General features: G+C 34.4%; 14 protein-coding genes. All 14 read right to left on the reverse strand.

All coding sequences use genetic code 11. The features are described from left to right. Window positions 1-9 precede the first annotated feature (9 nt). Window positions 10-393, reverse strand: coding sequence for a holo-ACP synthase (gene acpS, locus Y7E_RS0119755; RefSeq protein WP_017152995.1), 384 nt, complete (start codon window positions 391-393; stop codon window positions 10-12). Between the two features lie 16 nt (window positions 394-409). After that, window positions 410-1,630 carry an FAD-dependent monooxygenase gene (locus Y7E_RS0119760; RefSeq protein WP_017152996.1) on the reverse strand — a complete coding sequence of 407 codons (1,221 nt, stop codon included), beginning with the start codon at window positions 1,628-1,630 and terminating at the stop codon, window positions 410-412. Beyond that, window positions 1,620-2,132 carry a 3-hydroxyacyl-ACP dehydratase FabZ family protein gene (locus tag Y7E_RS0119765; RefSeq protein WP_017152997.1) on the reverse strand — a complete coding sequence of 171 codons (513 nt, stop codon included), beginning with the start codon at window positions 2,130-2,132 and terminating at the stop codon, window positions 1,620-1,622. Before Y7E_RS0119765 ends, Y7E_RS0119760 begins: the two co-directional genes overlap by 11 nt. Window positions 2,133-2,147: 15 nt before the next feature. Further along, window positions 2,148-2,930 carry an enoyl-CoA hydratase/isomerase family protein gene (locus tag Y7E_RS0119770; protein WP_017152998.1) on the reverse strand — a complete coding sequence of 261 codons (783 nt, stop codon included), beginning with the start codon at window positions 2,928-2,930 and terminating at the stop codon, window positions 2,148-2,150. 10 nt (window positions 2,931-2,940) lie between these two features. Next, window positions 2,941-4,437 carry a phytoene desaturase family protein gene (locus Y7E_RS0119775; protein ID WP_017152999.1) on the reverse strand — a complete coding sequence of 499 codons (1,497 nt, stop codon included), beginning with the start codon at window positions 4,435-4,437 and terminating at the stop codon, window positions 2,941-2,943. Window position 4,438: 1 nt separating this feature from the next. Beyond that, entirely contained in the window at window positions 4,439-5,203 is a 765-nt protein-coding gene (locus Y7E_RS0119780; RefSeq protein WP_017153000.1) for a 2-oxo acid dehydrogenase subunit E2, read from the reverse strand. Continuing rightward, a complete protein-coding gene (locus tag Y7E_RS0119785; RefSeq protein ID WP_017153001.1) occupies window positions 5,193-5,432 on the reverse strand; it encodes an acyl carrier protein in 240 nt (79 codons plus the stop codon). The genes Y7E_RS0119780 and Y7E_RS0119785 overlap by 11 nt, the downstream gene beginning before the upstream one ends. Continuing rightward, window positions 5,429-7,318: an HAD-IIIC family phosphatase gene (locus Y7E_RS0119790; RefSeq protein ID WP_017153002.1), complete on the reverse strand. Its 1,890-nt coding sequence runs from the start codon at window positions 7,316-7,318 to the stop codon at window positions 5,429-5,431. The genes Y7E_RS0119785 and Y7E_RS0119790 overlap by 4 nt, the downstream gene beginning before the upstream one ends. A gap of 12 nt (window positions 7,319-7,330) precedes the next feature. Then, on the reverse strand, window positions 7,331-8,380 hold the full coding sequence (locus Y7E_RS0119795; protein ID WP_017153003.1) for a beta-ketoacyl-[acyl-carrier-protein] synthase family protein: 1,050 nt from the start codon (window positions 8,378-8,380) through the stop codon (window positions 7,331-7,333). Window positions 8,381-8,394: 14 nt separating this feature from the next. Further along, on the reverse strand, window positions 8,395-9,138 hold the full coding sequence (locus tag Y7E_RS0119800; RefSeq protein WP_017153004.1) for an SDR family NAD(P)-dependent oxidoreductase: 744 nt from the start codon (window positions 9,136-9,138) through the stop codon (window positions 8,395-8,397). Window positions 9,139-9,150: 12 nt separating this feature from the next. Then, window positions 9,151-9,894, reverse strand: a complete 744-nt coding sequence (locus Y7E_RS0119805) for an SDR family NAD(P)-dependent oxidoreductase (RefSeq protein WP_017153005.1) — start codon at window positions 9,892-9,894, stop codon at window positions 9,151-9,153. Between the two features lie 69 nt (window positions 9,895-9,963). Beyond that, on the reverse strand, window positions 9,964-10,245 hold the full coding sequence (locus tag Y7E_RS0119810; protein WP_017153006.1) for a phosphopantetheine-binding protein: 282 nt from the start codon (window positions 10,243-10,245) through the stop codon (window positions 9,964-9,966). 84 nt (window positions 10,246-10,329) lie between these two features. Then, window positions 10,330-12,624, reverse strand: coding sequence for a beta-ketoacyl-[acyl-carrier-protein] synthase family protein (locus tag Y7E_RS0119815; protein ID WP_017153007.1), 2,295 nt, complete (start codon window positions 12,622-12,624; stop codon window positions 10,330-10,332). A 13-nt stretch (window positions 12,625-12,637) separates the two neighbouring features. Continuing rightward, the gene (locus tag Y7E_RS30100) at window positions 12,638-13,684 is read right to left on the reverse strand and encodes an alpha/beta fold hydrolase (RefSeq protein WP_017153008.1); all 1,047 of its coding nucleotides are present in this window, start codon (window positions 13,682-13,684) and stop codon (window positions 12,638-12,640) included. Window positions 13,685-13,698 lie beyond the last annotated feature (14 nt).

The raw sequence follows: 13,698 nt of genomic DNA on the forward strand, positions 1-13,698 counted from the left end.
CTACTTATATTATTTTTCCGTTAATACTACAACAGACGAAGCTGTAGTTTGCGTATGCGTAATACTTACATATATATTTATACCGTTAGGCAAAAAACTTTTCGTCTTCTCAGATAAATAGAAAACTGGTTTCGCACTTTTATCACTTAATATCTCTCCATCATGAAAACCGAACGTTCCACAAATCCCTGTGCCAATCGCTTTAGACATGGCTTCCTTTGCACTAAATCTCCCAGATAGCCATTCCATTTTTCGCTTTTTTTGTTTTATGGAATAAAATTGTTCCTTTTCAGCTTCAGTCAGGATTTGATTAACTAGTGATTCAGGCCGTTTATCATACATTGACTCAATTCTATTTATCTCAACCGAATCTATCCCAATGCCATAGAACATACACGCCCCTCCTCCGTTAGTTCTCTAAAGCAATTCCATACTGTATAGGACTCATCATTTGATATTTCAACGGATGGTTATCAAGCATTTTCATTTTTATTACTCTCTCTTTACACTCCTGATCGGTTTTTGCTGCTAAACCATTTTCTTGTTCTTCTTGAAAATTTGATATAAAAGATATAATTTTCTTTCTTTTCTCTTCAAATTCTATAAATAATTCATGCTTTAACGGTTCTGCCTGTACATCTTCATTTTGTAACCCTTGTATAATGTACGGTGCTAACTCTACTGCATCTTGCATCGCGACATTCACACCTTGTCCTAGAACTGGAGACAACGTATGTGCAGCATCTCCAATTAAAATGAGTCCATTTCTAGACCACTTCGGTGCAAATGTAGTAAAAATTTTAAGTAATGTAGTATCATTCCAATCTTTAATATGTTCCTGCATCACCTCTTCTAATCTTGGTTCTAGCGCGATGACTTTCTCTCTAAACGCTTCGATTCCTTGTGCGTACGTCTCAGAAATCCCATTATTTTCTATATACATACCAACTCTTAAAAGATTTGGGAAAGTAGGTAAGAGAATTAAGTGATTATTTCGATCTACTTTAATAATACTTGTTTCTTTCCATTCCTCTGGCCATCCCTCTGGTTTCGGAACTTTAAACCAGAAAACAAGGTCACGATCATATTCATTTTTTTCAAATTGAAGTTTAGATAATTTTCGAACTGTGCTGAATCGTCCATCCGCTCCAACAACTAATCGACTTTTGATTTTTAGACTTTCAGATCCTCTTTTGCAAATAATTCCATCCACTTCTCCAGCTTCATTTTCCATTAGTTCCAGGCAACTTGTATCATTCCAATATGAGAAATTTTCAAATTGATCTGCTTCTTTTAAAATCACATTTAAAATAGTTGGCTGGGGCATATCAATTCCATACTTTTGTTCATGATTAAAATTTTTAAAATCGATACCTAAAAGTTTTTCATCTTTGTCATACATAAGGAGTTTTTGTACCTTCAAATATTGGTCTTTTGGAATTTTATCAAACAGGCCAAGTTGTTTTAAAAGTGATACCGATCCAGGTGCAATTGTTTCTCCTCTAAAATTCCTTTTTAGAGTAGCACTTTTTTCTATAACAAGTACGTCAATTCCAGACTTCGCCAATAAGTATCCTAACAATGCTCCTCCAGGGCCACTTCCCACAATCACAACATCTTTAGTTAACATTTTTTGTCTCCCCCTTACTTGGTAGATAAAATACTAATTCACCCTTTGCAACTCTTCCATTGCTGTCAGCAAAACTGATAAGTGCACTTGCTGTATAATAGTTTCCTGTATTTTGTGTAAGTCTCACTCGAATTTTAAGAGAATCACCTGGTTTCGCTTTGTTATAGAAAGTAAAGTTATTCGTCTTTACTAAGTAACCCTCTTGCTTAGCATCAGAGTCTTCATCAAACTTAAATTTATTTTGTTTATACGTAGTAAGAATTAGACTTGCTTGCGCTGCCATTTCCACCATTAATACCCCTGGGAGTATAGGGTTCTTTGGAAAATGGCCTTTAAAATACGGTTCATTATGGGCCAAATGTTTTAAACAAATAATTTCCTCATCACTCACTGTTACAATTTTGTCTACGAAAATGAACGGAGCTTCTTGAAGTAATACTTCATTTGGATTAACCATCCACTCTTCTACATCTACTTTTACTCTTACTTTTACAGATGACATATGCAGTCACCCTCCTTAGATCATAGAATGATTTAATATAGTTTTTAAACGGTTTACGACTTCATCACTTTTAAAGCTATTTTGCAGGGCTTCATTTTCCATACAAAGTTGATCTTCTAAAGTATTTTGTAGTGAATGTTTCAATAACATCTTTGTACGCTGTATTGCCGAAAAGTCTTGTGAGTGTATTTTTTTACAAAATTCTTCTATATGACTCTTCATTTCTTTTGTAGAAGGAAATACTTCGTTAAATAATCCCCAATCTTTTACCTCTGCTGCTGTAAATAAATCACCAGATAGGATAATAGAATATGTTCTCGTCATCCCAATTAAGCGAGGGAGAAAATAACTGCTACTTAAATCTGCTGTCACTCCCATATTGTGAAAATTTTCAATAAACTTAGCTCGTTCTACCGCAAGACGATAATCACATCCTAGAAATATATTTAGCCCTCCTCCGTAGGCATATCCATTGAATCCTACAATAGTCACCTTTGGAGAGTAATAGATTTCTTTTATGACTTCATTCAAAATATCTAGCATGTTTTGCAATTCAGCGTGATTTTTTGTTTCGCCTATTTCGAGTAACCCAGGTAGTGATGGACCGCTAGAAAAGAAACTACGATGCTGGCTCAAAAATACAATGGTCTTAATATCTGGATTTTGATTTGCATACTTGATTTCTTCTAGCAACTCTGTAGCAAATGTAAAGTCTAAACTATTTTTTGTTTCTTTAGAATCCAAATAGATATAAGCTGTTGCTGCATGATCATTACATATCGTTTTTACACATTTCATCTTCTTTCTCCTAAACACCGACTTTTGTTTTTGTTAGCTTTTCAAGTAGTTTATAACTTGATAGTAATACCGAAACCACTCCACCACCTGCATCTGTCCACTGACCAGATAAATACAACCCTTCAATTGGTGTTTCATGTTGAGGCCTAGAAGTTAGTTGATTCATGTTCTGTTCCCAGCCATATATAGCTCCACCTGTGTTATTCGTATACCTCTCCATTGTTTTTGGAGTCCCAGATTCCACGAAATCTATATGCCCCGATAAATTAGGGATAACGGTTTCAGCCATACGAATCAATTTTTCCTGATATTGCTCCTTCACTTCTTTCCAATCCCTTCCTATATCATAAGGAACCAGTGTAGTAATAACAGAAGCATGTTTTCCTTCAGGAGCTAGTGAGCTATCGACTAAAGTTGGGGTAGTGATGGCAAGACCGCTTAATCCATCCACTCCTAGTTCTTTCAAGTTTTTATGTTTATTAAAGAATTCATCATAGTTATAACCAGTAAATAAAAATGTTTCATGTGCCAGATTTAAATCTTCTAGTGGATAATCTACTCCCATAAAGACTTCAAAAGCTGAAATGGAGTGTGTAAGACGGGAGATACGTTTTTTATATCGAGCTGTGAAAAATTCTTCTCCAACTAACTCGTGCATCATTTTGGTAAGATCACCATTACATACTACAATTGGTGCTTCTACATACTCTCCAGTAGATAAGTGAATCCCTTTTACTTTCTTATTTTCTACCTCAATCTTTTTCACTTCATTGTTCAAACAAACTTCTCCACCTAATTCTTGAACACGCCCCACAAAAGCATCTGCTAGCTTTTGAAAACTTCCCTTTAGATAATAAATATCTTCTTGGAAATAACTCATAATCGCGTAAGCAAAAAACATTGCACTTCCTTTTGTAGGAGGAGTTCCATAGTAAACCCATAAGGCTGAAAAAGCATAAATAGCTTTTGGATCTTTTAAAAATGAAGCTACCATATCATGAAAAGTCATCGTTCTATACTTCATAATTGTTTCATTAGCTAACATTTTCATTGGATCTCTTGATTTTAGAAGTTCCATCGTTGCCACATACAACTTTTCCATTTCCTTAACTAAGTTTTCAATATTCTTCTTTTCGTGAGGAAAAATATTGCTATATGTTTCTATTAATCCCATCGTTTGACGAGGAACTGTAAAATTCTGATCAGGATAGAAAACAGAATACACTTCGTCCAGTCGTTCAAATTCTAATTGATCGTTCAGTCCTGCCTTTTTTAACAATTCATACAGCAGGCCATCATCTTTCGCTCCAGCTACAATTCGTACAGCTGAATCAAATGTATATTTCTTTCTACGGAATGAGTGAGCATATCCGCCCGCTCTATAATGACGCTCCACAACTAATACGGAATATCCTTCTTGAGCCAAATAGACCGCTGCACCTAATCCACCCATTCCAGCGCCTACTACAATAACATCGTATTTATCCTTTTTAGGACGCCTAGCCATATTAATCCCCCCATTTCTCCAATTGTTCTTTTATTTCTGCCAAGATGTCGGCTGCTAACGCTCCGTCTATAGCCCTATGATCAAATGTCAAACATACTGGTAGAATAGGACGGATTTCAATGCTACTATCTATTACTTTTGCTTTTTCTTCAATCGCCCCGATCCCAAAGCACAGGGTAGCCGAAGTGATTGGATAAAAGTGTTTGATAGGTCTATGCCCAAGAGAAGTAACGGTAAATGTTCCTTGAATATTATGCCTTTTCTTTAAATTACCAACGTTCATTTTGTATAGAATATTTCCTAACCAAGTAGGTAAAGAATGAAGCATTTTAATAGGTTTAAAATCTTCTATTTCTTGAAATTCAGTGTTTTTATAGTACTCTATATCATGTTGAATCTCTTCTAGAGGCTTTGAATCACTGTTAAACACTTTCCCCGTTAAAACAACTCTTTCCTTATTAATTGTTTTATCGAGAGTAAACTTTGCAATAATTTCATTGTAAACGGCCATTTTAGGCGAAAGTGCTTCTTTGACTGATACATTTGCTTGCGGGTATTTCTTTAATACCTTTGAAATACCTTTGATAATAAAAGCAATGTAACTAATTTTGGTTTGCGTGCTCGCGTAGATATAGTCTCTGGACTTTTGAAGATTAGACACATCGACATCTACACTAAGATAAACAGGACTAAATTCTTTCGCATGATCTAAAAAATGATATGTGTGTTTCCTTTGGCTAGGATAATTCAGAATCTCACTGCTCATTTTTTGTCTCCTCAATTAATTCCTGCAATTCTCCAATTGTTTGTACTTTAGCATATCGCTCCATGCTTAAACGAAGGTTAAATTCGTCCTCAACATGAGTTAGTATACGTAAGCTGTTTACAGAGTCCCATCCTTCATAATCAGATAACTCTTTATTAAAAACAATTTCTTCTTCTTCCACTTCTAAAATATCTGCAAGTAATTCCGTTAGCGTACTTGTTAAAGTCATTGTACTACCTCCCCTTTTGTAGATAATTGAATCCATGGCACTTCTTTTAACTGCATTTCATCCAAGTTATAATCAAACACTACCTTTTCATTTTGTTCACTTAATACGTTAAACCCGTGATTGGTATAAAGATCTTTTACAATGTGATTCTTTTTAGAAGGAATGTAATTTCCAATTACTACATGTACTCCTTCGTTTTTTGCTTGTTTTAACACATGATTTAATACTACCGTTTCGATTCCTCTTGAGAAGACACGACAACTCATAATAAAATTCGAAATATTCCAAACTTTTTCATCGTTTTTAATGATTTCTTCTACGAACACCACACCAACAATACCATTATCACCAAACTTATCAGATGATCTAAACCCAAAAACGTGATGCCCCGGAGTGTCGCCCATAGACTTGACTTCATTTTCCTGTAGTCGCTCAGTAGTCATATTAAATTGATTCGTTCTTTGTGTGAGCTGAGCTAAACGTGGAATGGTAAAGTTGTTTGGCTCAATAATTTCAACTTTAATATCTAGAGCCTCTAGATATTCTTCTATCGAATGAGACGTTTTCTTTAAGGTTTCTCTTTGCACAATTTGCTGATACTTTTCTTTTCGAGAATAATCTTCCTTTGTAAGAGAGATTGTATTAAACCACCCCTTATTTAATAGCTCTGAAATGTAATAAGATGGTTCTTTAGGCATATTCGGTACTTCTACATCAGGAAGATATGTTTTTACCATTTCTCGCTCAAATGGATTGTCATCAATGAAAACTAAACTATTCATACCAATATTTAAATCATTAACGATTTCTTTAATATTCTCATGTTTAGGTTCCCAGTTAGAACACACCTTTACAAAGTCTTCCTCTTTTAAAACGGAATGCGGATGAGTATGGAACACTTCTTTTGCATTAGACCACTCATTTTTACTATTAATAGTTAATAGAACGCCTTGGTTTCCTAAAATTTGTATCGCCTTTTGGAATTCGTGATAGATATTACCTGGCTTTTCATCTGGACCTAAGTCGATTCCATGTACGCCAGCATCCCCAATAATTCCGCCCCAAAGAGTATTATCCAAATCTAGAACTAAGCACTTTTTCTGCAGCCCCAAAATTGAGCGATGTATTTTATGGATTTCTTCAGCAATCGCATGTAACAATTCTTGCGAAAAGCTCATTGATCCATAATAACGCATTTTATTATCCGTTACAGCTACTCCTAAATCTTGATAGAAAAGATCAATATCTAAGACAATCAATTGTTCATAGTGATCCATTAAGGATAATAAATGGCTATTTAAGTTCCTCCATAATTTACTTAGCTTCGCTTTTGTTTTATAGTCAATGACACTATGATGGGAAAGGCCTAATAATGGAATTGTATTTAATATGAATAATCCACCATTTAACTGTGTAAAGTTTTTAATTAAGTTCTCTAATTCATTTAATTTAAGCATGACAGTCGCTTCAATCTGTTCAATCGTGGAACTTAAACTGATTTCATTAAAAATACATCCTTCGTCAAGTAAACACACCGTCACATTAGGTTCTGATTTATAAAGTTCACTATCTTTATTCATCAGTTCATATACATACTGATTATAAGGACTTACATAATTGTCTAAGAAGATAGAATCTTTAAAGGAAGCAAATCTTAAATAACTAATCAGGTCATCAGCAGTGAAGTTACTTACCAGCCCTACCTTTAACTTATGAAAGTCTGGGACCTGTTCCTTATCCAATTTCCTTAGTAAGAATCCGATTTTTTCCTTTGTTAATACAGCTTCTACATCTTGAAGGTCATGCAATATATTTGAAAATGTTTCTTGACTTGCGGGACTTTTGATAGACTCTTTTACTAATTTAATTAACTCTTTATCATTCATAGGGACCACCTTTTATACGTATTGTAAAACAAATCCTGTTTTTATCCATTTCGATGATTCTATTGCTACTCCAACTACTTTTTCACTCAATTTTATTTTTCCACTTAACTTTGCTAGCTGAACATAAGGTAAGGCATTTCCGTTATTTCCAGTTTCTTTTACACAATTCGTAGTTTTATCAAAATCCAATTCCGCATACTCTATAATTCTCTTAGTCATATTCCAACCTAATTGCGGAGGGAGGAAGTGATCTACTTCATCTTTTTCCCATTTGTTTTCTTCCAGTAATGTACTGAACATTTCCTTTGTTAAGGTAGGAACGTGTTCTTCAATGGCTTTATAATCTTCTTGAGCTGATGGATATTTCTTAGCAATTTGCCTTGCCGTCATTCCTTGCACATCAGAAGGAATATTCCCAATCCAATTCATTACCTGTGCAGGCTTACGATTCAACCCTTCGAATTTATTTGAAATTTGTAAGAACTTAAAACCAGGTGCTTTTGTATTTTTACTCAGAATAGCTGCACCTGCACCATCTCCAAATAATACATAATTAATCAATTCTGAAGAACGCAGCTTTTTGAAATCTCTATTTAAATCCATATATTTGTTACATACATCTCCACCAACTACTAATGCATGTTTATAATCATTTGCTTTTAAAAACTGTTGTGCGACATCTAGTCCCTGTAACGCTCCTGAACACCCTGCTTGAATTTGATAGGTAGGGATTCCTTGCAAACCAAGTCTGTCAGCTAAAAGATTTACTGTCGCAGGCATTAAATGATCTGGAGTAGCTGTGGATAGTATAATAAGGTCAATTTCTTCTAAGGAGTGTAATGGGGATTTCTGAAAAGCATCCAAAGCAGCTTTTTCACATAGATCAATTAAATCATAATCTATTTTTTTCTCTTCAAAGTTAATTGCATAATATCTAGATTCATTTCCAATAACATTTTCAATCCACTCAGCTCTTACACTCAATGTATCTTCCATGTCTTTATTTGTAATTGGCGTACCAGGTAAAAATGTTCCTAAACTAACAATTTTAATTTCATCCACCTTAGATTTCCTCCTTAAATGACTGTCTCAATACCTGCACCAATATGAATGTTTTCTCCACCCATTGTTGGAACGGATGGCTCAACGAGCATATTCAAAGCAGGAACTAATTCTTGTAATTTTAATAACCTTGGGCGTAGTGCAAATATCTCTAACTTCTTCTTTAATTCTTTTTTCGTTGCAGAATCAAAGTCGTTATCATAATATCCAAATGTCATGGCATTTACATTCAATTTGAATGCTGCTAACTCATGTGACATACATTTCATAAGAGAAATCTTTCCGTGATTTAGCATCGGAGAACTTGGGTAATATTCCGGATATAATACATCGAAAATAAGTGGGAAGATTACCTTTCCTTCCTTCGCTTTAATCATTTGAGACGTGACAACTCGGCTAAACAAGTAGATTTTTTCAAACATTTCCTCAATCATTTTTTCTAAACCAATCGGATCTTTCTTAAAGTAACTTGTTTCATCAAGCATTTCATTTCCGTGAATTAAGGTATCGATTCTACCAAAGCGGCCAGCAATTTCTTCTACCTCTTTCTCTAAAGATTCAAAACAGATATGAGTATTACAGATAAGCATGTACTTTTCAAAGTTCATTCCTGTTTCTTCCAAGTGCTTTTTATACTTATTTTTCGCTTCTTCATTTTGAAAGTAAAAGATTACATTATAACCACGTTGTAAATAAAACTCCCCAATGAATTGATTAAAAGATTGTTCACAGTTTGTAATGAGTAAATTTTTCTCCAACTGACTACCCTCCTATCTCAAAAATCCACCGTCTATTTTAAATACTGTACTAGTAAAATATGAATTCTCATCATCTGCCAAAAACATAACAGCATTTGCGATTTGTTCAGTTTGGCCTAATGCCTTTGTATTCGTATGATATAAAAAGTTACTTAGCTTATTATCTGGCACATGCTGAATCATTTCTGTTTCAATCATCCCAGGAGCTACAGCATTAACCCTTATGCCATGCGTACTGTACAGTCTTGATAACATGCGTGTAAATCCTATAATAGCTCCTTTTGAGCATCCATAATTTGTTTGCGCTTCTCTTCCATTTACAGCACTTACTGAAACCATGTTAATGATGTTCCCACTTTTTTGTTTCACCATATACGGAATAACTTCATTACAGAAATGATATGTACCACCGAAATTTGTTTGGAAAACATCATTCCAATTAACTTCCTCGGTTTGAAATATAAAATTATCTCGATTGATCCCTGCATTATTGACTAACACATCAATTTTCCCATGGTTATTCATAATGTCTTGGATCGTTTGGTGTACAAAATTTCTATCATTTACTTCTCCTTTATAGAAATAAATTTCCTGCCCATATTTATTTAACTCATCTTGTATCTGATTGGCAGCCTTTTCACTTCGTGCATAAATCCCAACTACTTTTGCACCGCTTTTTGCTAATTGGACTGCAATTTCTTTACCTATCCCTCTGGTCGCTCCTGTTACAATAACAACCTTATCTTTTAGAGTCATTCTTCTTCCTCTCCCATGTTAAAGAATAACCTGTGAAGTTTACTGTTGCAGACTTCACAGGTCGAAAGTTTATACCGTCTGCAATAAACGCTCACTAATATAAGCTGCTAATGTTTCTACCGAACTAAATGTCTCACGTATTTTATCTTCAGGAAGACCCTGCATTTTAATTTGAAACTCTTCCTCAACTCCTGAAATCACATCTAATGCTTCTACAGAATCTAATCCTAATCCATCTCCAAATAAAGCTTCATTATCACCGATTTCTTCTGCCGTAATATCTTCAAGCTCTAATCTCTCTACTAAGATTTTTTCCTTAATAATGTTTTTGATTTCTTGAATATTTTTCATTTGAATTGCCTCCTAAATTTTTTTAAATTTATTTTTTAATTTTTTTTACTAAATTTATATCACTCTATCAAAGGTAATACATGCTTATTTAACTTTGCTTACTACAACAGCGGCATTATTACCATTTAAAGAGGTACTCACAATTAGACCCTTTGAAAACTTTGTAACATCTTGATTAAAATATTGATTCACAGCTTCTACATCCTTGATTGTTTCACCAAATAGTTCAGCTGCCACATATAAATGATTCAATGAACTAGTAGACTCTAAATATCCTTTTGAATTAAAGCAGTGCTTTAATACATGATCCGCAACGTTTAATTCATTAAATAAATTTTCATAGATATCTATGTCCCTAGATAAACCATTTGAATTGTAGAAAATAAAATCAATTTCTCCGATAGGAACAGCTGAGTTTTCTAAGGCACTATCAATTGCCTTTTTCAAACTAACTGCATCACTTCCAAAGGTTAAGCCAGTCCCTATAATTTCTGCATAGGCTGCTTTTCCATCTAAATCATTAGATAGTACAAGACAACTACTTCCTTCAGCTATTGGATATACACTTTCATTCAATCCAAGTGACTTATCTATTTCAGCCGATAAATCAGACAACTCATCACCTGATCCAATGAGACATTTTGAATGACCATTATCCTTTATGAATTCATAGCCATATACAGCCCCAAAGAGACCATCATTCCCACCTGTACTAATGGAACTACTGAATCCGCGAATATTAAATTTCTTAGCAACTTTTCCTGCTACTGAATTTAAAACCATGTCAGGAAAATAAATGCTACTAGCATATTCTAGACCTTTTTTCAGAATAGATTGAAAATACTTTTCAGAACTTTGCAAACTACCTCTAGCTGTTCCATAAATAAAAGCAGTATCTTCATTTTCTAAAGGTGTTTGTATCTCTGCATCTTTAAAGGCTTGATCAGCAGCAGCAATACTATATTGCGCCAATGAATTCATCCTTCTTTCATATAAATCTTTATTATATTCTTTAAGACTAAAATCTAATTTAGCCGGAATATCTTCTTCTGAAATCAATTTTTCTATAAGACTAGTTTGTTTTTCGGCAGATATTGTATTGCAATTCCCTAAGCCAGTAACATAGACTCTATTATCTGTATCAACTGATGATACCGCTTGTCCATTCTCGGTATAGTCTTTCCAATTTCTTGATACAATAGATGCATTATGTCCACCAAAAGCGGAGTTGTTACACAAGAAATAAGTCGTCTTTTGCTTTTTCATCTCATTGGTGATCAGATTCGCATTTTCGCACCCTTCTCGCTTTTCTTGAAAGTTAATTGTAGCTGGCAATAAATCTTCCTGCATTAACAATATGGACGTAGTATATTCTATAGATGCTGCAGCTCCTAAATTATGTCCGAAATAAGCCTTACTTGAACTAATCGGAATTTCTTTAAATTTCTCAACTCCAAAAACTCTTTCCAATCCAGATAATTCTGCGGTATCATTGGCTTTTGTGCCTGTTCCATGCGTATTAATATATTCGATTTGACTAGGTTGCAAAGAAGCTTGTTTTAATGCACGGATAACAGCATTTTTAATCCCTTCTCCTTCTGGATGCGGGGCTGTTTCATGATATGCATCACTACTAAGTCCATATCCACACACTTCTGCATAGATTTTTGCATTTCTCGCTAATGCATGATCTAGTGTTTCTAATACTACAAAAGCTGCTCCTTCTCCTAAACTAAGTCCATATGAAGTATTGTATGGAGAACACGGAACTGAATTTAATGCACGTAGCGCATTAAAACCAGCATAAACCGATGAGGACATAGAATCTGATCCCCCTGCAATCATTACATCTGCATAACCCTTCTGAACCATTTCAAAACCAAAACCAATCGCATTTCCACTAGCAGCACAAGCCGTATTGATTGTTACTACAGGCCCGCCTAAATCGAAATATTGGGCAACATGGTCTGCTTGATTAAAAAATGGGTATTTTTTCGTTTGTCCTGGATCTAACGACTCGATTGTTCCTTGCTCTTCTAATGAGTTCACACCTCCGTTACAAGTTCCTAAAGCTAGACCAACCCTATTAGAAGAAGTTTGATTCATCACCATACTTTCATGTAAAGCTTCTTTTATGGAAATGACCGCATACTGCACACAAGGATCATACTTTTCGATCTCTTCTGGATTAAAATAATCCGCTGCATTATAATTTTTCACTTCAGCACCTATTTGACTAATAAACTTCTCTGTATCAAACTTTCTGAGTGTATCAACCCCTGTTTGTCCTTTTTTCATTTGGTCAATTACTTCTTGTTTATTATGTCCTAAGGATGAAAGTATTCCGATACCTGTTACTACAACTCTATTCCGCGCCAAACCTTATCCCTCCCTAAATATGATTCTCCAATTGAATGGCATATTGATTATTTTGGTATTGCTGCATAATTCTCGCTGGGATTAATTGTTGAATTTGTCCCATGTAATTTGGTGAACCATGAACATCATCAAATGTAATAAGATCTAAATTACTGATATGCTGCTTAATAAACGCCAATTCTGTAATTGGAATAATTTCATCCTTTAAACTGAACACATAAGTTATAGGAATTTTCAATCTATTAAGAGCGTTTACATCTATACTAAAATTCACAAGTTCCTTTCTTAACTCATCTTCTGTCAATTCACATACATGACTTAATGTCTTTCTAGTAACAGAAGGAATATCATGCCAGTTTTGATCAGCCAAATGGTAGAATTCATATAAAGGAGCACCTACTGTTACAATTCCTTTTATTCTACTATCTTGCAAAGCACATTGTATTCCTAATTGTCCCCCAAAGCTCATACCGACATAATATGTATGATTAACATCCACCTCATTTTGAAAATGATCTAATATTTCTTGGAGCATCCTATACGAATCTGCTCTAAAAGGTATTGTATTTTCTCCTACTTTAGGAAATTCCGTAACAATAACTGAAAACCCTAACTTAGGCCCTACCTCCAAAAACTTATACCATTGTTCTTTAATGGAAACGATACCGCCCATTACGATTAACAAAGGCTTTGCTTTATCAAGGTTTGAGGTATATACTTTACATTTTCTACTTTCCAGCTGTAACCATTCCTGTTTAATATCCGTTTGAGATACATAGGTGTTAAAGTTTTCTAGTAAACTATCATATACTTTCTTTTGAGTTTCATTACTAACATACGGGAACCGAGCGAAGTTAAAACACTGTATCGCTTCTAACTTATCTTGGCTTAAAACTCTATTTCCTTCTTGTAACCATTCATACTCCCATGATCCTTTTGTTTCAGTATTATAAGAAGAAATACGACTCAGTACTTCAAGCGGAAACGTATACTGTAAATTTTGGGATTTAATATGCAACTCTACAAATTGTTTTAATTCTTCGAGATATTGTTTGCTCATGTGACCTCCTACTT

The sequence above is a fragment of the Bacillus bingmayongensis genome, from assembly GCF_000299035.1.
In the GTDB taxonomy this organism is placed as follows: Bacteria; Bacillota; Bacilli; order Bacillales; family Bacillaceae_G; genus Bacillus_A; species Bacillus_A bingmayongensis.